Source organism: Peribacillus sp. NPDC097284 (genome assembly GCF_044761765.1).
Classification (GTDB): domain Bacteria; phylum Bacillota; class Bacilli; order Bacillales; family DSM-1321; genus Peribacillus.
This window is the reverse complement of the sequence record NZ_JBIWCZ010000021.1, coordinates 1-26,528: the sequence shown is the minus strand read 5'-3', so window position 1 is coordinate 26,528 and position 26,528 is coordinate 1. Positions and strand designations below refer to the sequence as shown.

The window sequence follows — 26,528 nt, the reverse complement described above, 5'->3', positions numbered from 1 at the left end:
AAGAGTATATTCCATTTCTCCATTCTATTATCAGCATAATAATGGATTTCTTATTCACAAACTTTGGATTTTCTTACAATCCCGTCTATCCTAATAGTATATTGCGTACGTGGCTAAACATGCCGTTTTTCAGATATAACCGTGGAACTCTCGCTCCTAACATGCATGTTACCTCATAATTGATCGTTTCAAGCTTGGCCGCTATTTCATCCACCGATATCGACTCATTTCCATTCTCGCCAATTAGGGTCACTTCCGTTCCCACCGGGAAAGGACGAGGTAATTTGATCATACACTGATCCATGCAAATCCTGCCTACGATGGGGACCCTTTGTCCTTCTACAATAACTTCCTGCCCTTGAAGCTTACGGATCCAACCATCGGCATACCCGATCGGCAAAGTAGCAATCCATTCATCCTCACTAGCCGTATACGTAGCTCCGTAGCTGACACTATCGCCCTTAGCGAGTTGCTTAACGGCGACGATCTTGGTTTTTAAAGAGATCGCCTGTTTCAACGGAAATGGTAAAAGACCAAGCATTTCTTGGGAGGGGCTTAACCCATACATGGAGATTCCCATTCTGATTGCATTGAAATCGGCTTCAGGGAACCTTAAGGACGCTGCACTATTAGCAGCATGAATGTAAGGAGGTTTCCTATTCAATACCGATAGCATTTTTTTGAATAATTCAAGTTGCTTTTCATAATAATCCGTATCAAGTTCATCTGCCGTTGCAAAATGAGTGAATACCCCTTGAAAGTTGAAGCATTCTTCCTGTTGAATTGAACTTTCCAATTCCTTTAGCTGTTCTGTCGTACGGACACCAATCCTGCCCATCCCACTATCCACTTTCACATGAACGTCCAGAACCTGCCCTGCCTTGAGTATATGACTTGCCTTTATTAACCAATCACGATCAAAAACTGTCAACGATATGCCATGTCCGGCAGCTATCCCAGCACTTTCGGGTCTCGAAGCCCCTAGAACTAAAATGGGAGCGATTATTCCCTTTTCTCTTAATGCTAGTGCCTCATCAAGAAACGCGACACATAAAAAGTCAGCACCTGCTTGCAATGCAGTTTGAGCCACTTCGTAATCTCCATGACCATATGCATTTGCTTTGACCACAGCAAACAGACTAACACTGGACGGTAGTCTGTTCTTCATGGTTGAAATATTTTCATATACACTATCTAAGTTCACTTCTGCCCAAGTATCACGATGAAACCCTTGTGTTTCCAAAACCCGTTCCTTCTTTCTGACATCACCAATAACGATTTCTTCTCATTATAGAAGTTTGTTTTTTATTATAGCCCATTCTATTACTAACGGATAGAAAGATAAAGTGCTTTTTTTACCAAAATTTTATATACCGACTAAACGCCCGATTACTTCAGTAAAGATATATTCTTCTATTCAATGGCAAGCCAAGGCCCTCCCATCCCAATGTAATTGTGGGAAAGCCTAGCTTGATTGAATTCTTCGCCTTACTTAACAGAATCTCCACCAACAGAACGGGCTATTTCTATCATCTTTTCCTGTGTTAAGTCCTTCGAAGCTAACATGTAATCCACACCGTCAAAGGTCCAGGCTACTGTATTTCCCGTCATCGCCCCCACTGTAAAACCTAAGTCGACAGGCTCTCCATTGACATTGGTAGAAACAGAGGTTTGGACTACTTTTGCTTTTTCTTGCACTAATGTAAAACTAGTTGACCCTTCATAGGTCAGAATGACACGATCTCCCCCATCAGCTGCGATTTTCTTTTCTTCTGTTAGATTCATATCATCAAGATTGGATGGATATTTAACGGAAAATCCTTCATCCTTCACTTCTGCCATGACAGGAGCTTCAAGTTGGGCACTTGTCATGTTCTTTTTCATATCGAATGCATCCTTGTCGAATGTCGTATCAAATTTCACTTTAGAGAATTCCACCAGGACTAATGCTGTTTTATCCGGATCCATGACCTTAACGCTTACCGGGGATAGGTCCTTTTTATTGAGTGTGATTTCTTGAAAAGGAAGCATCTTATTGTTTTGGTAGCGTGTTTTGGTCTCGAAAACATAATGCTTATCCGTTTCTTTATATGTTGCGCTTTTATCTTCCGTGATATCTTTCACCAATGATTCATACAAATAGGCCTGGCTACTGTTTTCCGGCCATTCACTTTGAAACTTGAAGCTTTTGTTCAAAGCGGGCGTCAGTACATACACACCATCATCGTTTTTCAAAATCATTTGGCTCTGGTCCTTCTCTTCATTTTTTAGATTCACTCGGTAAAACGCAGGATTTTTATGCCAAATTTCCACAGTGTACACTTGAGGCTCCGTCCCCATCTTCAGCGTCATTTTCGCGTTTGCTTTATACCCCTTCATTTCCCCAATCTTTTCATTTAAATCGCTCACTACATCACCCTGTGATTTTTGGCCGCAAGCAGAAAGAGCAAGCAAGAGCATGATCCCTGCAAAAAGCATTACCATCTTCTTCATCTTTTCAACCCCTTTTTGTCATTTGAACGTAAAAGGGAGAGGAAAAGGCAGGATCCGGACATTGGCTCGACTGATGACTTGCATCCCAAGATTTTAGACACGACTTTTCCCGTCCCGCCAAAACCTTTTTGAGAGCACCTACTCTGCCATGTACCTTTTACCGGGCCTTGTCTCCCTATAGCACTAAATGTATATGAGACAACCTTGAGGTTTATGACCCGATAAGACAAACTCAATCAGTCCCCTTCAACTACGACTTGTGCAATCGCATAGTCACGGCTATGACTGATTGAAAGATGGACACCTACAGAAAATGGCTTCATAATCATGGGCTTTCCATTTCCATCTGAAACAATTTCTATATCCAAGAAAGATAGATGCTTCCCAATTCCAGTCCCCACTGCTTTTGAAAAGGCTTCCTTGGCAGCAAAACGGCCAGCAAAATACTCAATCTTCCTTCTGCCTTGCAAATTTTCAAACAGTGAAATTTCTGAATCGGTTAATATGCGATTCTTGAAGCGAGGCTGCCGACTAAGCAGCAATTCAATCCTATCCAACTCCGTTATATCCACACCAATTCCTTTAATCACTTCAACACCTCTTCTACTAAGTTACTATCTTGCATATTATCAGAGGACGATACCTCCTAAAAAATGATATTATATGTATAGAAATCCAATACTAAGGAGAATTCCATGTTTACAAGAACAGAAAGTTTTCGCGAATACGTGTCTTCTTATCGCGCCGTAACCGGCCTCATGTTCATGATGATGATCGTGTTTGTTTTCAACCTATTCCCTTTGTTTCCTGGTAATGTTCTTTTTTATTATGGTACAGGCGTGAACCTGTACATTGCCGAGGGCCAATGGTGGCGTTTGATTACACCTATTTTTCTGCATGGAACGTTTACACATTTACTTTTTAATGGGTTTTCTCTTGCCATCTTCGGTCCAGCCCTCGAAAAATACCTTGGCTTTGTTAAATTCGCCATCTTTTTTTTAATGACCGGTATCCTAGCCAATATCGCCACTTACTTGTTACTGCCACTCACATATACACACGTAGGTGCAAGCGGCGCAATTTTTGGCATACTAGGCTTCTACCTCTATCTTGTCCTCTTTCATAAAAGCAACTTTTCCACCAATGAAAGAAATACGGTTTATACGTTAACAGGCATTGCAGTAATTATGACATTTATTCAGCCACAAATAAACATTGTCGGTCATTTAGCGGGACTGGCTGCCGGTTTTTTGACAGCGCCCCTTTTCTGGAGAAAAAAATGGTAAACCGAACAGCCGACTCTAAATACGGAGTCGGCTACTTATTGTGCAGGTACCACTTTTCAATTAGATGGCAATCCTTATCTTCTATATCAACCACTGTACCCACTTGGGAGCTGATCCCTGACTTTATGGAAGCTGATATCGTCGCTAAATGGCTTCGCTTCTGGAAATATCCCTTTTTATATGTAAGCGATTGAATCCTGTTTCTTGGCATGATTAAAGTCTGCTTGGAGATTAAACGGCTGCTCAGTATCAATAAGTCCCCCTGGGTCTTCCACCCGGCCTCTATGAACTGCAAATAGGACCAAAGGAAGGCAAGTGGAATCAGTAATAAGGAGAAAAATCCCCAAGTTCTGAAGAACCATATGAGGACCGCGATAATCGGGAAGAATACGATTGCTTTGCGGATGACATAACGATAATAAGCACGTCTAGGCAAAGGCTTTATATCCGCTACCGTTTCATAGCCTGGTAAAAATTCTTGGATTTTATCAGGCAAGTGTTTCTTTTTAATTAACGGAAAGAGCATGATGGAAAGACTTTCACGATCTTCCGCACTTCCCCCAGCATACTCCAAATACACAGTGGCCAATCCCAATGGCTTACGTACGAGATTTTCCATGATCCGAATCCCCTGGACCTTGCGGATGGGAATTGTTAATTGTTTTTTCTCCAACAATCCCCTTGTAATAACAAGCTCCTCACCTGTCCTCAAAGCGGTGAAGTTGGCATATCTAATGACCATACTCACAGTGGCCAACACGTAAACGACCAATAAGCCCAAAATGGCAAAACCAGTTAGTATGACTGACCCGAGCCCGATATACTCTTCATAATTCTTGAAGATTTTTTCAAAAGGAATGATTTCATCGAACTGTGATATAAAAGCGATTCCACCGGATAAGAATACACCGATTGCCCCCGACGTTGCCGCCATAACAAAAAGTTGAGGCAACGCTTGCTTAAAAGTAGAGGAAGCCCTATCTTTTTCCACGACGTGTAAATCTTCTTCTGTACGTTCCCCTTCAAGGATGTCAGAAGAAGTTTTTTTCTTTTTCTCCTCAATAATTATTGTATTCAGCTGATTCGCTTCGCTTTTTCTAATGGCGGACAAAACGGCATCAGCCTGAGTGCCACCAGCCGTTTCGATATTCACTTTCACAAGCCTGAATATGCGTTGGATAATCCCCTCTGAAATATCGATACTATGTATCCGGTCAAACTTAATATAACGCTTCTTCCTGATGAATACGCCGGATTCTATCCTGAGCTCCCCGGACTCTAACCGATATGTAAAGCGCAACCATTGTATGAAAGCACGAATAACGAGCAAGAGCACAACGACGCCGATAACTAATGGCTGGACCCATCCCGGGACATCATTATTTTGCCCTGGTAACACGATCACTATCAAGAATGGCAAAACCAACTCTTTTATCGATTTAATGATATTGAGAAGGACAGCAATGGGGTGAAGCCGTTTCGGTTCAAACATCTTCTTCCTCCACACTGGCCATCCTGGAAATATAGTGCCGTAATTCATCCGCTTCCGTTAAATCCAGAGCAGGTATAATATGCACCGTTGCAGCTGTGGATATTTCCACGGATGCCAAATCATACTTCCTTAATAAGGGGCCTTGCTTCGTTTCAACATGCTGTACCCGAATCATCGGGATGAGGGTCCTTTTAATCACAAAAATCCCACTTTGGATATCAATCTCCGTATTTCGCACGTCATAACGCCATCTTTTCCAGCGTAAAGAAGGAATCAAAAATACGGTCAGGTAACATTGAACGAAAGAGAAGATAAGCAACGCTCCAAAGATCCAATAAGTCCACCCTTGAATGATCGTCAACACTAAAATGACCAAGCTCAAAACCCAAATGATTGAACAGCCAATAAGCCCACTGAATTTCCAAGCAGTCAGTGCCTTATCGGATATGAGGCTTTGAGGTTCCATAGTACCCTCCTTTTCCGATTTAAAATGAATGCTCTTGTTATTCCACACATTGGTGTGCATCCAATTTGATATACCTCATTGTACAGAATTCAAACTTTTCTTACAACTACCTCATTCATTTAATTCTATTTATTACAAAAACATCCACTTAAACACTTTATTGAATAAAAAATAAGCCGCTCAGATGAGCGACTTATTTATCGAAATTCATTTCAATTAATTGCTAGATTTTTCTCTTTTTTGGCTTGTGCTACGGTTGCCATAGCCATTAGATTTACGGTTCGAGCTAGGACGTTTATTTGCCCCGCTACCGTAATCTTTTCTGCCTGAAGAACTACGTCCATTACGCGGTCTGTTAGACGAACTGCTTCCACCACGGTTACGACGCATTGAAGGAGATTCTTCAGTTAATTTAATCGGAGTTTGATCCGGTTCTTTCGTCATTGACTTAAGCATAGCTGCAACTAAATCAGCTGCACTGTGTTGTTTCAATAACTCTTCAGCTTGACCAAGGTATAACGATAAATCGTCATTCTCGATTGCAGAAAGAACTTTCTCCGTTACTGCTTTTTGTTGCCCTTGCAACGCTTCAGTTGAAGTAGGAGTTTTCATTCTCTCCATACGTTTTCTAGTTGTATGTTCAACTGCTTGAAGTTGCCCTCTTTCTCTTGGTGTTACAAATGTGATTGCAATACCATGTTTACCGGCACGTCCTGTACGACCGATGCGGTGAACGTAACTTTCTGGGTCTTGAGGAATATCAAAGTTGTATACATGTGTTACACCGGAAATATCAAGTCCACGAGCGGCTACGTCCGTAGCGACAAGGACATCAAGATTTCCTTCTTTGAATTTCTTCAATACAGAAATACGCTTCGCTTGGCTAAGGTCACCGTGAATTCCTTCAGCACTATAGCCACGGATATTCAATGCAGAAGACAATTCATCGACGCGACGTTTTGTACGTCCGAATACGATGGCAAGTTCTGGTGTTTGGATATCGAAAAGACGTGCTAATGTATCGAATTTTTCACTTTCTCTTAATTCCAAGTAGTATTGTTCGATGCGGTCAACAGTCATCTCTTTCGCTTTTACACGAACAAGAACTGGTTCATGCATGAAACGTTCTGCAATTTTACGGATTGGGTCAGGCATTGTAGCTGAGAAAAGCAATGTTTGTCTTTCATCAGGAACCGTTGAAAGGATAGACTCGATATCCTCAATGAATCCCATGTTAAGCATTTCATCCGCTTCATCAAGGACTACAGTGTGAACTCCACCTAATTTGATGTTTTTACGTTTGATATGATCTAACAGACGACCAGGTGTACCAACGATGATATGTGGTTTTTTCTTTAAGGCACGGATTTGACGGTCGATGTCTTGTCCTCCGTACACTGCTAATACACGAGCGCGCTTTCCGTAACCAAGTTTGAAAAGTTCTTCAGAAACTTGAATGGCAAGCTCACGAGTAGGTGCAATAACAATCCCTTGCACATTTTCGTTGGCAATATCGATATTTTCCATCAATGGAATACCGAATGCTGCTGTTTTACCTGTTCCCGTTTGCGCTTGACCAATAATATCTTTACCTTCAAGTGCTAGAGGAATCGTTTGGGCTTGAATCGGACTCGCTTCTTCAAATCCCATTTTTTCTATTGATTTCATAGACGTTCTATCTAAACCTAATTCGCTAAACAATGTCAATGTTTTCGTACTCCTTTTTATATCGTAAATTTACACGTGCATTCAATGCACGAATTGATTAGTTCAAATCCTCATCATCATGACAGATGTTCTACTTTATTCTTATGAAAAAGTTTATCATTATCACCTAAAAGAATATCTACCTTTTAGCTCTAATGAACTCAATATGATTTTTTAAAAAGGAAATATACCAGTACTTGCGTTTCACTGGCATTTAATGCATTGCGCACGTGTAGACTTATTTTTAACATACGCCCATCTTTTTAAAAGTGCATGTAACCAAAATTAAATTCAAAATGGAAAATTAAAAGTAGCATAAACGGTTATTCACCGTTTTATTTCAGGTGAGGGCTGCTGCACCTATTATTCCACAGACTTAAAAGTCTGTCTGAATAAAACTTGACGAGCGCCAAGATTCTTATACAAAACAGGCCCGGTGCGTTGAGGATGTGCAGAAGTGGAAAGACGCTAAATGCAGCTTATTTCCCTATTAGCTACTAAAGCCACTGTGGTACGCAGCTTTTATATATGACCAGACGCGCGGCCTATTTAATCTAAAATAATCTCAAAAAACCTCATGAAAAACATGAAAGAAGAAACAATATGTTGCCTCAACCTGATTAATCTAATTAATTATTCATCAATGATAAGACATTTAAACTCATACTTCATATTACCATTTTCAAACTGTTATTGCAATAAAGGATATTTTCGTATCCATCGTTACTTATAAAGAATACGGCGGGAAGCCGACATGTCAAATATCCATTTCCCCCAAAAACAATAGTCTTGATACCCATTCATCGGGTTTTTCTCCTAGAAGTGAAATAAGGAACGATGCCCAACCGATTCCGAAATAAAAAAAATCCGGGTACCCATATGGTACCCGAACTCCTTCCCATTTAGACCAATAAAACGAATTGTTCGATTTTACAAATGGACAATATCTTTTTCACAGGCTTCGTTGCACCCGTCATTTCTATTTCCAAGTTTGCGGATAATGGATATAACCATTTAACGAGGAAACTAATGCCGGTGCTATCAATAAATTTCACTTTTGATAAATCGATTTGAAGGCGATCTATATTATCCGGAACCTGGAAGGTATTCAATAGCCTTTCAAGATAGGACGAGTTCTCATAATGAATATCACTTAAGATATGCACATTAAACGTATTTTGATCAATATGGACATGAAGCATGCGCGCCCACCACCTCTTTCACATTAAATACCGCTGTAGCTCTTTTTCCTGCCTCATCAAAGGAAAACTCACATAATTGCTGGATCAAGTATAAGCCCCTGCCCCCTTCATTACTCACATCGGGGCATTCCATCTTCCTATAGCTCTCCCAATTAAACCCTCCAGCAAATGAATGAATTTTTATGGAGATTCGCTCGAATGCTTCTTCCTCAATCTCTAGATCTGCTTTATCCTGACCTTCATGTTGTATAATGTTCGATAAAAGTTCCCAAATCACTAATTTCACATTAAAGAACAAAAATTCAGAGCTATCCTTTACCTTAAACATTTCAAATTCCTGCATGATTTCATTTACAGTCTGGGCGAGCGTTTTCACATTCAACTGTCTAACCTGGATTTTTTTTATTGGCATTTTGAATCTGCTCCAAAGTTTTTGAAAGATATGGATGAATATAATCTTCCTGATGTTCTAATCGGTAAAACTGGCTCCAGACTGAACCTATTATTGCTTTTGTTTCTAAAGTATTTTCTTCCACGCATCGATCGATTTGCAACAGCCACAACTTTATCGAAAGCCTTTCCTCGGGACTGTTTGGCAATTTCCCCAAGTCAATTCGAATAATCTTTTCATTCGCCTGTTCTAAAAGAACTTGTGTCATTTCATACGTTGATGCATACGTTTTCCCTTCAAATTCCAGGTACCCTTTCATCATAGGTCACCTCTTTAATTTAGTATCCATTAACCCTTGAACTTCTGCGATAGTTCAATATTCAACGAACTCAATTGCTCAGCCATCTCTGATATTTGGGAAGAAGCCGATGTGAGTTCCTCAAACGTTGATCTAAATTCTCCAATTTCTCCGCCCAAATGACTGATTTTCCCGTCGCTCTCTTTCACGCTTCTTACCGAATCATCCAGGATATCTATGATTTCTTTATTTACATGTCTAAAGAATCTCGCTTCATCCACGATACTTTGAAAACTCTCATCAAATTTCATCACCGTCTTCTGGACTGATGCCACCTGTTGTTGAATGGAATCAAGTGATAGCTCGGTTTTGCGGGCTAGGTTTCTAACTTCTTGTGCGACTATAGAGAAACCTTTTCCGTGTTGGCCTGCTCGAGCTGCTTCAATCCCTGCATTTAGCGATAGAATATTGATTTGATTAGATAGGGTGCGTATCGTCTGTACCACTTGCCCAATATGTAAGGAGTCCTCATTCAGTTCCTCTGTTAAGTTCTTAACTTTTTCGATTAAGTCCACGACATCATCGACTTTCTTCAAAGCCTTCGAGACATTGCCTTTTCCTGCTTCAACATGATGGATCATCGCTTTTGACCCAGTATTAATTTCATCAATATCTTCGAGCATGCTTTGGACCCGAGTATCCCGTTCGGCTAGCGAAGCCATGGTTTGTTTCGCACTGGATGCCAATATGGATGAAGAATCGTTCAAACGGTATTGAAGCTCCTCAATCTCATTTAGCTTCATCATGGAGGATGTATAAGACTTTATATATGTCTGGATCGCAATTTGCATATCGAATGAACAAAGCTTTTGAAATGAGTAATAATAATCCTGGGCTTCTTGCCAACTATCACACTCACGGGTCAGCATCTGCAGGACCTCATGCTGAATGATGGTAAAGGCACCGATATACCACTCTGGGAAAAGACCTATCCGGTTATGCACACTACCAATAACCTTACGTCGTACCACGTACTTCTCCCCGACGTCCCCCGAAACCATATCCAGAATATATTTCTCTAATGTCTGCTTTAACCTATGAATAGTGGAATGTTCCTGAATGATCATGGTTAGGTTGGGAATTTCCGAAATGCGAGCATAAAAAGCGTCCACTATCTTTTCAACGTTCTTTTCCATAATAGGCTTTAGACTCATAAGTGTCGTAATATCCTGTTCTTCCAAATTCACAAACATAAGCTGAAGAGCATTCTTTCCCTTTTCAATTTCCGAGAATATAGGTGCACGAGTCGGAGTAGATCCTATTTTAATGGGGACTGTAGGATGCTTCTCTTGTTTCTTCAATGATTCCTTACTTTTCAAACTAAATAATGATGTAAATGGACACCCACTCAACTGTATTTCCCCTTCCCCTTACAAGACTTTATACCTACCATATTTTACATTGTAACCCAATGAACATGCAGTAATATCAACAATATTATGAATTCTTGTGCAAAAAAAGCATGAAATGTGTCTTTGTATAGTATAATAGTCCTGCATATGCACAACCTAACAAATATCAGGGGGTTATATGAATATATATACGTTGGATATCCCAGAATGTAGAGACTTTAGCCTTGTATTACAAACACTAGACAAGAAAGTCATTTTTTTAGAAGACCCGGTAGGACAACAACATCTGTTTCGAAATAAGACGGACTTATTGCAATCCTTATTCATCCTACCTTTATACCTTTCGAGAGACTCCTCCCAACAAACCGCCTTATTTGCTTTAGCCGAGTCTTATGAGATACCCATACTATTCATTTATAAGCGTTCAAAAAAATTAAAGGATCCACAGACCTTACCAAAAAAAACGATTTATGAGTCGATGGCCTTCCCTGCAGACCCAGTGGAGATTAAGCTGAAATTGAAAGCTCTTCAGAATATTAGCATGCAGTTATACTCAACGAAGATGAAGGAACAGGAACTAGTAAATATCGGACTTAAAGTTAAGCAAAACTTGCGTGTAGCTCAAAACTTTCAACAGCTTGTCCTTCCTACATCCATACAAAAGAAAGATATCGAAATCCAGGGGCTTTTCCAGCCATCAAGTGAGCTGTCGGGGGATTTATTTTACTGGCAGGAGGTCGAGGACGGGAAATACGGGTTCATCATCATCGATGTTTGTGGAAAAGGAATTCAAGCCGCACTCATCAGCATGTCTATCCGCTCTTTAATGCCTGGGCTTATCAAGCGTGTAAAAGACCCCACCTTCATTACGAAAGAACTGAACAAGCATATGGGCCATCTGTTCCAGGAGTATCAAAAGGAAAATACGAATGCCCCATACTTTACGGCCTTCATTGCTTTTGTGGATACGGCCGCTCGAATTATTGAATATGTTAACAATGGGCATCCTCCTGCAATGATGTATTCCCCTTGCAATAATGAATTGCAAATTTTAAGTAATGGCTCGATGCCTATAGGGCTTGTACCAGATATGCCTATAGAAAAAGGGTCCATTCACTATGAAGCTGGGAGTCGTTTCGTTATATATACCGATGGACTTTCTGAGTCTCCCAGTAACCATACCATTCATAGATTCGATAAGATTGAACAGGAGTTTATAGATAATGTCCACTTAGATACATCAGATCTTCTTCATGAATTATTACTCTCCAGGATGAAGCATTCCGAAATCAATGATGATATCTGCATCATTGCTGGTACCTTGTTTTAAGCCTCCAATAGAGAAAGAGCCGATTTCATAATGAAATCGGCTCTTTTTCTATTTCTCATCATTTTTGCAAGGCTTTTACGACTTCTTCTAACTTCATGCCTCTTGAAGCTTTGACCAAAATTAAATCATGGGCATCAGTAGAAGTCTGTAGCGCTTCTATTAATTGTTGTTTATCTTGAAAAGATTGAACATTCTCAGCTGCAAATGTTTTACGTGCACCCTTAGCAATATAATCGGCAAGCGGTCCATATGTAAAGACCTTATCAATTTGATCAACCGCTATCAGTTCACCTATTCTCAAGTGGAAATCTTTTTCGCTTGCTCCTAACTCCAACATATCTCCAAGTACAAGGATTTTATTCCTAAAACCAGATAGACCTTCAATCAGCTCAATTGCTGCCTTGATGGAAGTGGGGCTGGCATTGTAAGCATCATTAATGATTTTCTGCCCATTTATGCCTTCGACCATCTCCATCCTCATATTTGTAAGGCGAATGGCTTCTAAGCCCTTATGGATGGATTCGTTATCTATATTCAGTTCTTTTGCGGCAAGAATGGCAGCCAATGCATTGAGCACGTTATGCTGACCCAAAACCGGAATTTGATAGTCACCTTGATTCTCTCCACCAAGTGTAAACGAGGTACTGTCTGCCTCTTGGGTAATCGTCAATGGGAACAAGTCATTCCGCTCCGTACGTCCGAAGGATAGGACACGTAAATGGGGGAATTGCTTTTGAATCCGGCTTTCCAGCAAAGGTTCGTCACCATGGTAAATAAGCGTTCCGCCCTGTGGCAATCCCTCCACGATTTCTAGCTTCGCATTGGCGATTTCTTCTCGCGAGCCTAAATCCAACAAATGCGATTCGCCTATATTTGTAATAATGGCTACATCTGGTTTTGCTAGCTTGGATAAAAATTCGATTTCCCCACGACTACTCATGCCCATTTCTAAAACGGCTGCTTCTGTTTCCTCATCCATGGATAGGATAGTAAGTGGTAATCCAAGATGATTATTGAAGTTACCATTCGTCTTATGGACTTTATAGGTAGTGGCCAGCAGGGCAGCCGTCATATCTTTCGTAGTGGTTTTACCATTGCTCCCCGTTATTCCAATGACTTTAATATTCAATTGGTCCCGATAAGCGCGTGCCAATTGCTGTAATGCCTTTTCAGTATTTTCCACAAGGATGATTGGTAAATCAGTAGGTGGATTCGGAATATCCTGCTGCCAAAAAGAAGCGGATGCTCCCTGCGCAATGGCACTTCTGACATATTGATGGCCATCGACTTGCTCTCCCTTTAACGGAACGAACAAGCATCCTTTCGTAACCGCTCTTGAATCGATGGTTACACCATGGATTTCAATGGGTTCAAATACCTTACTATCGTTCAATCCATTTACCATCTCAGATATTTGTTTCAACGTTCTCTTTATCACTTTCGTTCCTCCTTCGTTCATCAAACTAAATCTTCCACTTTCTTTATAACCAAACTAAGCAGCAATCGGCATGGAGAACCGATTCCTGCTTGCTAGTGTATGTCCTGCGTATAATTGAAAATACAGGAACCCACTTTACATTACCGCTTACACTGTATATTTAATTTGTTGTTTTTCTTCATAGCGCTCTAAAGCAAGCTTCACAAGTTCTTCTATTAATTGTGGATATTCAAGACCCGTGTGCTTCCATAATAGCGGGAACATGCTGAATGGCGTAAAGCCAGGCATCGTATTCACTTCATTGATATAGACCTTTCCATCTTTCGTCAAAAAGAAATCGGCCCGGACGAGTCCTGAACAGTCCAATGACTTAAAGGCTGTGATTGCCATTTGAGATAAAGCTTTATATTGACTTTCCTCTATTTCGGCAGGTATGGCCATCGCTGAATTTCCGTCGACGTATTTAGCTGAATAATCATAGAAGTCAAAGTCTGTCTTAGGAATGATTTCTCCTGCCACAGAACAAGATGGGGTATCATTCCCGATCACGCCAAACTCCACTTCACGGGCGATGACTCCTTCTTCAACGATAATTTTCCGATCGAATTGAAATGCTTCTGCGACTGCCTTCTTCAACTCATTAGCATTATTACATTTGCTGACTCCTACGCTTGAGCCTAAATTAGCCGGTTTTACAAAACAAGGGTACCCACATACTTCTTCCACCTTCTCAATGGACCGTTCTGTGTTACTCTCCCATTCCGAGCGGATGAACCATGTATAGTTAACTTGCGGTAATCCCGCCTGTGCAAAAATATTTTTCATGATGACCTTATCCATCCCTGCGGATGAAGCCAGTACCCCATTTCCCACATAAGGAAGATTCAACAGCTCAAGCATCCCCTGTACTGTTCCATCTTCGCCATTCGGTCCATGTAGAAGAGGGAAAATGACATCATAACCCGTGGACCCACTATTTTCATCAGTTAAATGGGCTTGCAATGACAAAGGAGAAGTCAATTTATCGGATGATAAAGCCAATTCCTCGACGGATTTTGCCGGACCAGTCAACTTTGGACCATTTACCCAAGAACCTTCTTTTGTTATGTAAATCGGATATATGTCAAACTTTGCTAAGTCGAGAGCTTTAATGACTGCTAAAGCTGTCTGCAAAGAAACATCATGTTCCGCAGATTTCCCACCATAAAGCAAACCAAGTTTAGTTTTCATGAGTTATTACCCTCCAATATTCTTTTAGCCATGTTCCATTGTAACACTTTACACTAAAACGGGAAAAGTGAAAGTTCCCCCTTCTATAGCTATAATTAGAAGTTTATGCACCCAGTTACAAGTCCTACGACCCAAACCCTTAATTAGCTAAAGAAGTTATTTATATAGCGTCGTGTTGATAACGCTCTCCCAAACCTTTTCTTTACGATGAAAAGTAATGAAGGCATCAGGTCCTTGTTCTTTTCTATCTAAGAAATCATCATGCATCTCATCCATGTTCAAATAATCTCCCACGATCCATGCTGGGATCTCGATTTTGGTCCTTGTAATCTTCACATGTCTAAAAGAAAAAACTATACCTTCCGCCAATATAGGAGCCAGGGAAGAAATAATATCCAAAGGAATTGCAGGCAATTCTTTTTTCTTCCTCATTCCTAACCATGTTCTTTCGACTTTCAATGGTTCAAGCTTCAACGGAAGTAAATTTCCCAGCATCTTATAGTACGTTGAAATCGAACGAAAGTAAATTTTATTAAACCATCCATCATCTTGGGCCAGATAGACAAATTGATTATTCAGTTTGTGAAAGAAAGGGGGTTCTAAGTGATTTTTGGTATGCCCCACATATAGGAGTTCCGCTAATTCCCTGCCGTCCAATTCTTCTAGACAATCCGCTTCCTTAAAATCGACCCAACAGAAATCTCCATATGCACGAACATCCTCTTTAAGTAGCTTATAAACGTTCTCAGATGACACGCTCTCCAGCAAGACATTCAAATCGTACTCCCCACCATCATATTGATGTTTCAATAATAAGATGGAATTCAAGCTATGCGGTAAGGAATAGGAGAATTCTCGAAAATTAAGGCCATTAAAAAGGACAAATCTTTCGGAAGCCTGCATATGCATATATAAGATGTCATTACCTTCATTTTTCATGATTATATTCCCTCCGAGCCTTTCATCAATAGTTCTATTTTATCAAACTTTTTAATATTCACGAAGTGTATATAAAATAGTAGTAAAAATAAGAAACTAGACAGGAAGTAATTTCCATATTATAGTAAAAATAAAGGCTTGGAGGATGAATGATGGATAAAATAGAAAAAGACGATTTCATCAATCACTTGCAGGAAGACGCTGTCGCCGATTCATCAAAAAATTGGGGTCTTTGGGAACTCAAAAAATTTGCATTCGATAAATACTTTCATCAAGCCGACTCCATCCTTGATATTGGATGCAGTACAGGGAGGACGACCTTTGCTCTATACAAGAATGGGTTTCATCATATAACCGGACTGGACCCTTCACCCTCCAAGATTCAAGAAGCCCGGAAGTTTTCACAAGATGAAAATATGGAGATTCCATTCTTTCTTGGGAATGCCACGGAAATCCCTTTCAACGACTCGTCATTCGACCATGCACTCTTTTCCTTTCATGGTTTAATGAAAATCCCTCAACGAAAAAACCGCATTCTCGCTTTGAAAGAAATCAAACGCATACTTAGACCAGGAGGCCGTTTCCTATTCACCACACCGATTCGCGACAGTAATGAAAGGTATCTTAATTTTTGGGAACAGGAAGAAATGATTTGGTGTGATAGTAAACAGGATGAACGGCTATATGAGTTCGGTGATATCTTCACAAAGGGAAAGTCTCACCAAGAAGAGGCCTATCTCCATATCCCGAGTCAGCAGGAAGTCCTTGATTGCTTAGAAGAAGCCCAACTGACTGTTTTGGAAACCTTTCACCAAGATTCATTTAATGAAAGCGATATGGCTATGAACTTTTCCCCTGACTCCCATTTCTGGATCGTCCATCAATAAGTTACTTTCGACTTTCATCTGAATACAAAAAAACTCCAGAGTGCAATCACCCTGGAGTTTTGACTTATATTAAGAAGCCTGTTCGAGTTTTCCTTTTTCGGCAGGAGGGTTGAATTGACCTTCCCACTTAGAAATAACGATGGCTGCTAAAGAGTTACCAATAACGTTTACTACAGTACGACCCATATCAAGGATACGGTCAATACCTGCTATGAAGGCAAGTCCTTCAATTGGGATGCCCACCGTACCTAATGTTGCTAAAAGTACAACGAAGGATACGCCCGGTACACCGGCAATTCCTTTAGAGGTAATCATCAACACTAACATGAGCGTTATTTGCTCATAAGCACTTAGATGTATGCCGTACATTTGAGCAATGAAGATGGCTGCTAAAGCTTGGTATAATGTGGAACCATCTAGGTTGAATGAGTAACCAGTCGGAATAACAAAAGAGGTGATATGTTTTGGACAACCGGCTTTCTCCATCTTCTCCATGATTCTTGGAAGAACCGCTTCTGAACTTGCTGTGGAAAATGCTAAGATCAATTCTTCTTTCAAAATGGCAATTAACTTAAAGATACTGAAGCCTACAAATTTTGCAATGAGCCCCAGGATGACAACTACGAAGAAAATCATCGTTCCGTATACGGAAAGGGCTAACTTTCCTAATGGGATTAGTGATGATAAACCGAATTTAGAGATTGTCACACCGATTAGTGCAAATACCCCAATCGGAGCAAATTTCATAACCATATTGGTTAGATTGAACATACCTTCCGCCGCACCTTGGAAGAAACGGAATACTGGTACTCCTTTTTCACCGATAGCTGCAATGCTTAGTCCAAACAAGACTGAGAAGAAAATGATTGCAAGCATATCGCCTTCTACCATTGCTTTAATCGGATTAGATGGGACAATATGAACGATTGTATCTATAAAGGATTCGTGTTGCTTAGTTTCTGCTGTGTCAACATAAGTGGAAATATCCGTTTGTTCAAGCTCACCCATATTTACGCCCGCGCCAGGCTGAATAATATTGGCAGATAATAAACCTACGCCTATTGCAACTAGTGTTACTACTATAAAGTAGGATAGTGACTTGGCACCTAATTTCCCTACTGATTTAATATCGCCCACGCCTGCAACTGCAACAATAAGGCTAGAAACGATAATTGGAACGACGATCATTTTAATCATACGTAGGAAAATATCACCTAATGGTTGTAGATAGCTTTGTGCCGTCTCACTTCCATAAAATATAGCACCTACGATAATTCCTAGAATTAAACCAATGAATATTTGGCTTGCTAAACTCAGTTTGAATTTCTTCATTTAATTTCCTCACCTTCCATATAGTCTTTGATGTAAAAACATTTGTCTCGGTAAGGGAAACAAGATACTAATAAAAAGAGAAAAATTTTTCTGTATATTGAAAAACTTCTATCCTTACGCTTAAAAAAAAGACACCCTACGTGTCATTTTCCCTATTGGCGTGTTATTCACACATGTTCCCTCGAAGACGCTTACGGGGTTAGCTGTCGGGTTAGGAATCGGAAACACAATGGCCCTTTCATCTCTGAATTCACCCCTAGCGAATATAATCCGCAAAATTGGTTCCCCCGTTCTTTTTTATAAGATTAAGCGAGCTAACTTATATTAAAATATTATACTAAAAATATTAATCTGTAAATATATTTTCTTTCCCCACACTCCGAAAGTACAGAGGGGATTAAGAATATTGAGTGCTACGTGGGTTTACACTTATTGTTTAAATAGGTAATTAGTTTTAACAGTAAAAAATTATGGCCATTTTTGATTTAACTGAAAATTATTTTTCCAAAAATCCTAGTAAAATGTATCTAACTTTTTCCCTTTTGGATAGTTTCTTAAAAGTTGCAGAGTGAACCTTGTCCAATTTGAGCGGGGTAATGAAGTAAGAGTGGTTCTTCACTACCTTTTTCGGTTCTAAAAGGATGACATCTCCCACTGCTGGACCTTTAAGCATCTCTTGCTTCCCTTTTGCTTGAGCCCCTTTTGTAAAGTATTGTCGGTTCAAATGCCCTTTATTGGTCATTTTATAGACATGCGGCTGCTTCCGTTCATGTATCGCTTCTGTTGGAACAGTCGGGACTCCCTTCTTCACATTCGTTATAACGGTAAGGTCGACCTTTGAACCGTCTAATAGCGCTTCCTTATTCTCTGCTTCCATTACAATTTCCGCTTCGAATGTATAGCGATTTTCATCCTTTAGGGTTGGCTCCTCTTTGGGATAAGGATGTATACGGCTGATGGTTCCGCCCAACCTCTTTTTCAAATCAGGAGAACTAGCTTTTATCTCCATCCCTACCTCTGCCTTCTTTAACTCTTCTTCAGAGAAGGAACCTTCGATGGCCATTTCTGCAGAAGCAATTGAAATAATCGGATTCGTTAAATTTTTATTGATCTTCTTCACGACACCATCCGCTTCACTTGTCGTCTCCACGGCATTGGTTTGCACCTCAATTGAGCTTAATTGTGCTTCTAGCATGACCACTTTTTCCTTCAAGCTATTTTTTTCAAGTTCCTGCTTGTACATCTCCTGCTCAATATTACTTTTAATTAAGTCTGAGGAAGAAGTGGTGATGTCTATATTTAGGTTCTTTTCTACTGTCTCATCGATAACCGTTTTGTTTGAATCCAGGGTCAGACCACTTTGATAAGCTTTCAACTTATTTATGTACTCATCAATTCCGACGATTTCTCCTTCGGTTGCGGCCTTTTCCGCTTCCAAATTATCTTTTAGTGCATCCAGTTCGGTTGTAGTGTATTCAAACAGGGATGTTCCAGCCGTTACCTCGTCCCCTTCGTGAACCAGGAATTTCTGAAAATCATTGTTTTTAGCATCAAAATAAACATCATATTCTTCTGCCGGTTTAAAGATTCCCTTTGTTTGAAATGTTTCAGTTATGGTATCTTTCTTAACTTGTGTCCATCTTTCGGTAAAAACGGTCCGTTCCACTTTACTGTCTTTTTTTTCAATCAAGTAAATATTACCCGATATCAAGGCCAAAGATGCTACTGATAGGGCTGCTAATTTCCACTTTTTCATTTTTCTCACCGCCTTATACGAATACGCCAACTTGTAGATATGCTAAAAATGCTTTAGCAAACCACGAGGCAATATAAAATAGAATGATCATTGATAAGACAAAGGCCTTGCTTCGTTCCGTATATACCTTCAAATAATAATATTGTAAAGAAATGATTAAAATTTGAAAAATGGTGATTTCACTAAAAAAATGAATAAAGTAATCGCTTCGAATGAAGTACTGGCTGATGACTCCAAGTGAAAAGGGGTTGGCATCATGCCCAATATCCATCAAAACAAAAAGGGGAATTAACAAAACCTTCTCCAGTAAGTACAAACTAAGCGTAATCATTTGAACAATCACGGTTTTTATGTATGGGATATCCAATACTACCCAAAAGAATAAAGAAGCTAAAAAGATATAAATAGAAGGATAAAACAATCCTGCAATCATATTTCCAATTACAATCAGTAATTTTCCCGTTTCAAATTCACTTACATCCATCTTCGTAATATTTTTAGAAAATGATTCTGAACCAATTCCAAAATATCCACTTACTGAAAAAACTAAGACACTAAGAAAATATAATCCTATTAATTTCCAGAAAAGTCGTGTGACCGCTTCCGCATTTTGCAATTGGTAACGGCTTCTTTGCGGTTCAAAAATACCCTTTAACAATCGGACCTGGTATATCATGTATGTTCCTCCTGCAAAAAATGAAATATCATTTTATATTTTATCTTATTTTGTAAACAAATGCAGAAATAAGGAGGAATAAATATAAATATATACTCTTAATGCGTCTGATTCTGTTATACTCCTGAGCTAGGAGACAAAAAAGCAAGATGATGTTTCAGAACTTCTATCTGTGTAGGCGTCTGATTATAAATCTCTCCATCCATATCTACTTCGAGAGGTAATTCGGTTTCCACCTTCAATTTTCTTGCCTGGACATACATGACACCTGACTCTGAGCTGACACTTTCAGTCAACGAACTCTTCATGGCTAAGATCTCCCTAAATACACTTAGGCTCGACTCCTTCACGATGACGATATCAAACAGCCCATCGTCTGGCTGGACCATTGAAAAAGGCATTGAATTCGTTCCGATAAAATTACCATTCAAGACTAAAATCATGACAGCTTTTCCTTCGACACACGTTTCATCATATTCGACTCTAAAAGGAAACGGTTCTTGATCGCCTATCGTTCTAATTGCACTTAAAAAATAACCAATCTTTCCGAATTTACTTTTTTCTTGTTCATCTATATTGTTTGACGTATCGGTAATCAGTCCAATACCCCAAAAATTCAAAAGGTAATGATCGTCCGCCTTCCCCACATCGATCATACGGACATTTCCGTTCACTATAGTTTCCGCCGCACGACGGATATTTTGAGGTATTTCCAAGGTTCTGGAGAAATCATTGCACGTCCCTCCAGGTAATATTCCCAAAAGCGGTCGATGTTCGAGTGGAGAAAGACCATTCACACATTCATGCACCGTTCCATCTCCTCCCAGAACGAATACTACGTCCATACCTTCTCCATATTCCGAACAAAACTTGTCAGCATCACCCTTTTCCTTGGTCTGAAGAATAAGAAATTCATCAATTTGGGGTGTCAGAATAGGGAGACATTCCTCTAATGCCTTTTCCACCTTACTATTTCCTGCACATTCGTTATAGATCAGCATTCCTTTTTTCCATCTCATATCCTGTTCCCCCCCGTTTAATGAATAGCTACGCTTCCCTTTACTTTTTCCTTTTTTCCTCCTTTTAAAACTCAATCATGAATAGTTGAAGCAATTAAATTATTAATATGAAGAAAGACGTATAAAAAATAAAAAAAGAGGCGGCAGCCCCTTCCAAAACGTCATGAGTGTATATGCAAATGATCTTTCATTAATATGATGAGCTTGGAACAAAGGGTACTTCTGGTCTCGTCCTTTTCCAGATAAAGCAAAAAACCTTCCAAGATGACACCATTTGGTCTTTTTTTAAAAAGACCTCTCTAATCACCTCTAAAGCCTCTGTATCTTTACCAGTCCTATATCCTGCTCCATCCCCCGACTTCCTCCTTAAGAGTTTATCTATCGTCAGGTCAATCTCCGCTTTAGGGTCAAGTACATACGCTGAACAGTCAGGTCCAGGTAACTGATTCAATAAAGGATCGTCGCCCTTCAGTAACCCCTCTATGATTGAATCTAACCAATTCAATAAGAAAATTGGCAACATACTTATGCTTATGGGGATTATGTTATCTGGGTTTATTTCCTCATAATTAATGTTTACCTTGCAAGTAGCTAAAAAAAGGTGTTTTTCCATTCCTAATTGAATAGTTAGTATATGAACGTTATAAGGGGATATTAAAATGGTAAAAATACTTAGAAAAAGCGCTATATATAGTTTTTTTTATGGGAATAGGTATAGGAATTTTATTTGTAAGGTATGAACAAGTTACACGAGTGAGTTTTGATGTGACTGAAACATCCTATTTGTCTACCATGGAATACATAATTATCTTGCTTAAATATGGTGTAATAACAGCTATACTTGGTTTGTTATTTGGATGGTATAGATATAATAAGCAAAAAAAAGCTGTTTAAGATGTTCATAAAACGGTACATTAGGTAATTCCGTTATTAACTTCACCAGGTACTGATACCGAAGAAAGGCGAGCAATCAACCCAATCAAAAAATTCATAAATAATGGGTTTTGCTTCCATTCATTACTGCTTTAAGCTTGAGCAGGGTTTTCTTAAGTGAATTTTAAGATACCATGTAAAAAGTGAGGCAGTTTGTCATGGAGGAAAGTGCTAAACAAACCCGAAAATTTATTTTTCTGGGTTCTTTGCTTTCTTTATTATAATTATTCTGCCTGCATTTTCTTTTTAAACATTGCAATTGCTACTACCGATAAGATGATGGCATAACCAAGCACCCACCAGATATGAGGGGAAATATCACCGTATTCACCAGTAAGAGCAGCTTTTCCCATTTCGACTGCATGAACAAATGGTAAAATAAATGCAACGTCTTTGAATAGGCCACCCATCAGGTTTAAGTCAATCCATGCGCCCGAAAGCCATGCAGATAAATTGGTCAGTAGTGCTCCACAAATACCTACAGCTGCTCTTTCACTTAACAGCGTTCCACATAATAGCCCAATCCCTATAAAAATAATTGATGTTGGAATGAGTAAAGCTAGTGCCACAATCATAGAAAGAGAGATGGCTAACCCCATAAACATCGCAACAATATAACAAAAAATCCCCTGTACAATCGACATCATTAGTAAAGGTAAAGAATAGCCCATAATAAAATCTGTTGATGTCATAGGTGTTGTGAAAAGCCTTGTTAAAAATGAGCTTGCTCGGTCTTTCGATAAAACTTGTGCGGCAAAGAGAGCCATAAAGGATAGACCAAATACCGCGATACCAGGAGTTAGTGAATCAACATTAAAAAGATCAACTGGAATGCTACGATTAATTGCGGATAACAGCAGAAATAATACAACCGGGAAGCCGATTCCAAAACAGAGTGATAGTGGGTCCCTTAAAATTTCCTTTGTCGTTCTGTTTGCAAATACGAGCATTCTCATTGGATATCACCTTCCGTTACAAAATACACAAATGCATCCTCAAAGCTCACTGTGTTAGCCTTTTCAATAAGCTCTTGAGCCGAACCAATTGCTTTAATTTGCCCGTCTTTCATAATGCAAATACGGTCAGACAATGCCTCTGCTTCCTCTAAATAATGCGTCGTTAATATAATGGTTGTTTTTTCCTTCAGTTTTTTTATTAAAGCCCAAAGTTCACGGCGTCCGATAATATCTAATCCAAGTGTCGGCTCATCTAAAAATAAAATCCGCGGCTCACTAATTAAAGCCATAGCGATGCTCAATTTGCGTTGCCAACCACCTGATAATGTTTTGCTGCGTTGCTTTTCAAAAGGCTGCAATGAAAACTGAACAATCATTTCATCAATTATTATCCTTGTTTTCTCCTTATTAAAGCCGTGTACTCCAGCCATTAACTCTAAATTTTCACGTACCGTTAGATTGGGTGCAATCGCCGTCTCTTGTGGGGATACCGCAATCGCAGTACGTACTTGCTCTGGCTCATTTATAATACTTTTCCCTAACAATGTTGCATCTCCGCTCGAAGGCTTTGTTAGACACGAAAGCATTTTAATCAATGTCGTTTTTCCTGCACCATTAACACCAAGAAGGCCAAATAATTCCGTTTCTTGAATTGAAAAAGAGACGTGGTCAACAGCATTTTTAGTACCATATGTTTTCGTTAGGGAGTTGATTGTAATAGCGTTGTTCATTTATCTTCCTCCTGTTTAAAATTTTGGTTTACCATATTGAAAAAGCTACTCAACATTTGTTCAGGTACAATCGCAAGACCACGCTCTTCATCCCCCAAGATAATTAGCGTATCTCCTGGATTTAATTGAAACAGTTCCCGTGCTTTTTTAGGTATAACAATTTGTCCTCGTTCACCTAGTGTGGCTGTACCAAAAAAATGCTTTCCTTTCGGTGGTATACCGAAGCCATTTTCTTGTTGTTTAAAACGAACAAGATTATCTAATGTAACATTGTAAAGCTTCGCGAGCTCCATACAATATTGGATATCGGGTGTAGAGTCCCCTTTTTCCCATTTGGCTATCACCTGTCGAGACACATTTAAACGTTCTGCTACTTCTTCTTGTGTAAGTTGATGCTGTATACGCAATGCTTTAATATTCATATTAATCATTTTTTTCATACCTCCAAATTATATTATCAACAAACTTACAGGCAATCGTCCACCTACATTTATTTACTTTATTGTTACGATTCGTAGCAAAAATAAAACATATACAAAATAAGGACCCGATGAGTGCGAATGTATGGCATTTTTTCCGAAGAAAGGCGAGCGATCAACCCAATCAAAAAATTCATCCTATAGTCAATTACCAAATGTTATTAGTCTTTCCACAAATAATATAGATGTTTTGCACACTCGTAAAATCATGCTTTATCGACTTTTCAGCTCCTTCATAATGGTTTGGATAATGTGCTCATCTACGCCATTGAAGAAAGTTATTTCAGCTTCAGCTGTTTTAATAACACAGCCTAGTACAGCAGTGTATTCAGAAGAATGAAACGAAGTAGTTTCAGTTGGAAAAGGATCGAGTTTTACTGGAACAATGGTTAATTTGTTTGTGGACATAAGGATGGCACCTCCTTTGATTGATACGTTTATCGTACCGAAGGTGCCTGGCGTTTTATATGCGTTATTTGATTACGGGCTTACGTTTAAGAGACCAAGGAATTGTTCCTTTTTTAGTACGTTTTTGGCTTCTTCTTCAGTAATACCGATAATGGGGATTATGGTAACCAACGCCATCGTATTGGTCGATCGTGTACTTAAAAACGAAGAAAACGGCCTCTCGACTCTCGAAGCTGGGTCAACCCGTCTTCGTCCGATCTTGATGACAGCCTTGTCCATGATTAGCGCATTGATTCCTCTCGCAATTGGCACAGAAGGAAGCGACCTTATTTCACAAGGAGTTGGCATTACCGTAATGGATGGACTAGTGAGCTTTACATTGCTTACCTTACTTATCGTTCCGGTCGTATACGAAGTAATCATGAAATTGGGTAAAAGGGAGAAGGCAGTGAAAACAAAAAAAGAAACGAGTTTCCCCGTTCCCTTAAGATTTATTGAACATTTAGTTTTTAGTAAAGGTTTGATCTATTGCGTTTTCCAGGTTCAATGATTTTTCTTTTAAGTAACGCTTCGTCACGTTTAAGTCCTTATGGCCTGCTAGCTTGGAAACAGTTTGTATATCAATACCATTATCCACTAGTCTCTGGCAAAATGTATGACGTAATTTATGTGGGTGTACATTGTATTTTTTTAAAATGTATTGTACCGACCTTGGCGTGATTCTTTGATTATAGCTTGAGATAAACAATGGGTCTGCTTTTTCCTTCAGTGAACAGAGATAGGTTCTCACATACTGCACTGCTAAATCTGTTAGCGGAACGGTTCTGTCAATTTCACCTTTTGCATTCCGGACAAGAATATAATTCCGATTGCCCTCCATGATAACATCACTTCCATTTAAATCACATAGCTCCGAAACACGAATGCCAGTATGTAACAAAAGATAAACAATGGCGACATTCCTAGGATTTCCTTCTGCCTCTATATCCTTCAAAAGAGCTTCTTGATCTTTGATGCTTAGTGACTCAGGTGCTTCATTTTTAGATTCCTTTACCTTACGCTCAACAGAAAGCATAATTTGTGGCTTCGCTAAAAATTTAAAGAAGACATTCAAAGCATTATAATGCTTTTCTATTGTCCCTGGACTTTTCTTGCAATTTTCTAAATAATCAAGATACAATTGAACATCCTCAGAATTAATTTCCCTTAGTACCTTTTGTGTCTGTTCACAAAACTGAGAAAGAACACCTGTATACGTTTTAATCGTATTAGCTGATTTCCCTTGGTCTTCCAACCATCCAGCAAATGAAGAAATCATTTCATCTTTAGCAGAGGTATCCATAGGCTATTCCCCCAATGACAGTTTCAGAACTAAGTTAAGTTTAACATATTTCCTTATAGAAACGAAGAATTCTGCCCCCTAATCTCCTAACGTCTGTGAGAAGCCCGGATGCGCATGCTAAAAAAGAATGGTAGGAGATATCATCATATTGCAGCAATACTCTCATTTTTCAAATGTATCTTTCACGTCTTGGAAAATCAACACAAAAAAGGCCAGCCTAGTGGCTGACCTTGAAATGGCTTGGCGGCGTCCTACTCTCACAGGGGGAAACCCCCAACTACCATCGGCGCTGAAGAGCTTAACTGCCGTGTTCGGAATGGGAACG

The 26,528-nt window shown here is 39.5% G+C and carries 25 protein-coding genes, 1 rRNA gene, 1 pseudogene and 1 riboswitch; of the genes and pseudogenes, 4 read left to right on the top strand and 23 right to left on the bottom strand.

The annotated features are described in order from the left end of the window. Positions 1-85: 85 nt before the first annotated feature. The 3 genes from alr to acpS form a co-directional block, all read right to left on the bottom strand. Positions 86-1,243 (bottom strand): alanine racemase, encoded by a 1,158-nt coding sequence (alr, locus tag ACIQXU_RS20185; RefSeq protein WP_402959801.1) that lies wholly within the window; start codon positions 1,241-1,243, stop codon positions 86-88. A 245-nt stretch (positions 1,244-1,488) separates the two neighbouring features. Continuing rightward, positions 1,489-2,493: a LolA family protein gene (locus ACIQXU_RS20180; protein WP_402959803.1), complete on the bottom strand. Its 1,005-nt coding sequence runs from the start codon at positions 2,491-2,493 to the stop codon at positions 1,489-1,491. Positions 2,494-2,729: 236 nt separating this feature from the next. Next, entirely contained in the window at positions 2,730-3,083 is a 354-nt protein-coding gene (acpS, locus tag ACIQXU_RS20175; protein WP_402992008.1) for a holo-ACP synthase, read from the bottom strand. A gap of 105 nt (positions 3,084-3,188) precedes the next feature. Between acpS and ACIQXU_RS20170 the strand changes: the two genes are divergently transcribed. Next, positions 3,189-3,779 carry a rhomboid family intramembrane serine protease gene (locus ACIQXU_RS20170; protein ID WP_402875990.1) on the top strand — a complete coding sequence of 197 codons (591 nt, stop codon included), beginning with the start codon at positions 3,189-3,191 and terminating at the stop codon, positions 3,777-3,779. Positions 3,780-3,810: 31 nt separating this feature from the next. Here ACIQXU_RS20170 and ACIQXU_RS20165 read toward each other — a convergent pair whose 3' ends face one another. From ACIQXU_RS20165 to ACIQXU_RS20135, 7 genes are all read right to left on the bottom strand, one after another. Then, a complete protein-coding gene (locus ACIQXU_RS20165; protein ID WP_402992005.1) occupies positions 3,811-5,271 on the bottom strand; it encodes a PH domain-containing protein in 1,461 nt (486 codons plus the stop codon). Further along, complete coding sequence (locus ACIQXU_RS20160) at positions 5,264-5,737, bottom strand: PH domain-containing protein (protein WP_402959807.1); 474 nt, start codon at positions 5,735-5,737, stop codon at positions 5,264-5,266. The genes ACIQXU_RS20165 and ACIQXU_RS20160 overlap by 8 nt, the downstream gene beginning before the upstream one ends. A gap of 216 nt (positions 5,738-5,953) precedes the next feature. Further along, positions 5,954-7,444 carry a degradosome RNA helicase CshA gene (cshA, locus tag ACIQXU_RS20155; protein ID WP_402875995.1) on the bottom strand — a complete coding sequence of 497 codons (1,491 nt, stop codon included), beginning with the start codon at positions 7,442-7,444 and terminating at the stop codon, positions 5,954-5,956. Positions 7,445-8,346: 902 nt separating this feature from the next. Next, positions 8,347-8,646 carry an STAS domain-containing protein gene (locus ACIQXU_RS20150; protein WP_402875997.1) on the bottom strand — a complete coding sequence of 100 codons (300 nt, stop codon included), beginning with the start codon at positions 8,644-8,646 and terminating at the stop codon, positions 8,347-8,349. Beyond that, positions 8,627-9,058 (bottom strand): ATP-binding protein, encoded by a 432-nt coding sequence (locus ACIQXU_RS20145; protein ID WP_402992002.1) that lies wholly within the window; start codon positions 9,056-9,058, stop codon positions 8,627-8,629. The genes ACIQXU_RS20150 and ACIQXU_RS20145 overlap by 20 nt, the downstream gene beginning before the upstream one ends. Continuing rightward, positions 9,033-9,359, bottom strand: a complete 327-nt coding sequence (locus ACIQXU_RS20140; RefSeq protein ID WP_402991999.1) for a hypothetical protein — start codon at positions 9,357-9,359, stop codon at positions 9,033-9,035. Before ACIQXU_RS20140 ends, ACIQXU_RS20145 begins: the two co-directional genes overlap by 26 nt. Positions 9,360-9,385: 26 nt before the next feature. Next, positions 9,386-10,747 carry a protoglobin domain-containing protein gene (locus ACIQXU_RS20135; RefSeq protein ID WP_402991996.1) on the bottom strand — a complete coding sequence of 454 codons (1,362 nt, stop codon included), beginning with the start codon at positions 10,745-10,747 and terminating at the stop codon, positions 9,386-9,388. Positions 10,748-10,925: 178 nt separating this feature from the next. Here ACIQXU_RS20135 and ACIQXU_RS20130 point away from each other — a divergent pair, with 178 nt between their 5' ends. Then, the gene (locus tag ACIQXU_RS20130; RefSeq protein ID WP_402959817.1) at positions 10,926-12,077 is read left to right on the top strand and encodes a PP2C family protein-serine/threonine phosphatase; all 1,152 of its coding nucleotides are present in this window, start codon (positions 10,926-10,928) and stop codon (positions 12,075-12,077) included. 58 nt (positions 12,078-12,135) lie between these two features. Here ACIQXU_RS20130 and ACIQXU_RS20125 read toward each other — a convergent pair whose 3' ends face one another. The 3 genes from ACIQXU_RS20125 to ACIQXU_RS20115 form a co-directional block, all read right to left on the bottom strand. Continuing rightward, on the bottom strand, positions 12,136-13,515 hold the full coding sequence (locus tag ACIQXU_RS20125; protein ID WP_402991993.1) for a UDP-N-acetylmuramoyl-tripeptide--D-alanyl-D-alanine ligase: 1,380 nt from the start codon (positions 13,513-13,515) through the stop codon (positions 12,136-12,138). A gap of 147 nt (positions 13,516-13,662) precedes the next feature. After that, positions 13,663-14,745, bottom strand: coding sequence for a D-alanine--D-alanine ligase (locus ACIQXU_RS20120; RefSeq protein WP_402876007.1), 1,083 nt, complete (start codon positions 14,743-14,745; stop codon positions 13,663-13,665). Positions 14,746-14,901: 156 nt separating this feature from the next. Then, positions 14,902-15,684, bottom strand: coding sequence for a hypothetical protein (locus tag ACIQXU_RS20115; protein WP_402876009.1), 783 nt, complete (start codon positions 15,682-15,684; stop codon positions 14,902-14,904). 152 nt (positions 15,685-15,836) lie between these two features. Here ACIQXU_RS20115 and ACIQXU_RS20110 point away from each other — a divergent pair, with 152 nt between their 5' ends. Next, positions 15,837-16,571: a class I SAM-dependent methyltransferase gene (locus ACIQXU_RS20110; RefSeq protein ID WP_402991990.1), complete on the top strand. Its 735-nt coding sequence runs from the start codon at positions 15,837-15,839 to the stop codon at positions 16,569-16,571. A gap of 69 nt (positions 16,572-16,640) precedes the next feature. Here ACIQXU_RS20110 and ACIQXU_RS20105 read toward each other — a convergent pair whose 3' ends face one another. The 8 genes from ACIQXU_RS20105 to ACIQXU_RS20070 form a co-directional block, all read right to left on the bottom strand. Further along, positions 16,641-17,903, bottom strand: a complete 1,263-nt coding sequence (locus ACIQXU_RS20105) for a cation:dicarboxylate symporter family transporter (RefSeq protein WP_402876012.1) — start codon at positions 17,901-17,903, stop codon at positions 16,641-16,643. A 173-nt stretch (positions 17,904-18,076) separates the two neighbouring features. Continuing rightward, positions 18,077-18,225, bottom strand: a riboswitch (cyclic di-AMP (ydaO/yuaA leader). A gap of 174 nt (positions 18,226-18,399) precedes the next feature. Continuing rightward, positions 18,400-19,659 carry an efflux RND transporter periplasmic adaptor subunit gene (locus ACIQXU_RS20100; protein ID WP_402991987.1) on the bottom strand — a complete coding sequence of 420 codons (1,260 nt, stop codon included), beginning with the start codon at positions 19,657-19,659 and terminating at the stop codon, positions 18,400-18,402. 13 nt (positions 19,660-19,672) lie between these two features. Then, on the bottom strand, positions 19,673-20,335 hold the full coding sequence (locus ACIQXU_RS20095) for a hypothetical protein (RefSeq protein ID WP_402991984.1): 663 nt from the start codon (positions 20,333-20,335) through the stop codon (positions 19,673-19,675). A gap of 116 nt (positions 20,336-20,451) precedes the next feature. Next, on the bottom strand, positions 20,452-21,354 hold the full coding sequence (locus tag ACIQXU_RS20090; RefSeq protein ID WP_402876018.1) for a diacylglycerol/lipid kinase family protein: 903 nt from the start codon (positions 21,352-21,354) through the stop codon (positions 20,452-20,454). A 1,157-nt stretch (positions 21,355-22,511) separates the two neighbouring features. After that, positions 22,512-23,243: an ABC transporter permease gene (locus ACIQXU_RS20085; RefSeq protein ID WP_402991981.1), complete on the bottom strand. Its 732-nt coding sequence runs from the start codon at positions 23,241-23,243 to the stop codon at positions 22,512-22,514. Further along, positions 23,240-23,974, bottom strand: a complete 735-nt coding sequence (locus ACIQXU_RS20080) for an ABC transporter ATP-binding protein (RefSeq protein WP_402991978.1) — start codon at positions 23,972-23,974, stop codon at positions 23,240-23,242. The genes ACIQXU_RS20085 and ACIQXU_RS20080 overlap by 4 nt, the downstream gene beginning before the upstream one ends. Beyond that, complete coding sequence (locus ACIQXU_RS20075; protein ID WP_402991973.1) at positions 23,971-24,414, bottom strand: helix-turn-helix domain-containing protein; 444 nt, start codon at positions 24,412-24,414, stop codon at positions 23,971-23,973. The genes ACIQXU_RS20080 and ACIQXU_RS20075 overlap by 4 nt, the downstream gene beginning before the upstream one ends. 252 nt (positions 24,415-24,666) lie before the next feature. Then, the gene (locus tag ACIQXU_RS20070; protein ID WP_402876025.1) at positions 24,667-24,861 is read right to left on the bottom strand and encodes a hypothetical protein; all 195 of its coding nucleotides are present in this window, start codon (positions 24,859-24,861) and stop codon (positions 24,667-24,669) included. Between the two features lie 154 nt (positions 24,862-25,015). Between ACIQXU_RS20070 and ACIQXU_RS20065 the strand changes: the two are divergent. Beyond that, a pseudogene (locus ACIQXU_RS20065) lies at positions 25,016-25,411 on the top strand (efflux RND transporter permease subunit); the annotation flags it as partial. Here the strand turns inward: ACIQXU_RS20065 and ACIQXU_RS20060 are convergent. Beyond that, entirely contained in the window at positions 25,364-26,203 is an 840-nt protein-coding gene (locus tag ACIQXU_RS20060) for a tyrosine-type recombinase/integrase (protein WP_402876027.1), read from the bottom strand. The pseudogene ACIQXU_RS20065 and the gene ACIQXU_RS20060 sit on opposite strands and share 48 nt — an antisense overlap. A 238-nt stretch (positions 26,204-26,441) precedes the next feature. Continuing rightward, positions 26,442-26,528: ribosomal RNA gene (rrf, locus tag ACIQXU_RS20055) — 5S ribosomal RNA — on the bottom strand; the annotation flags it as partial.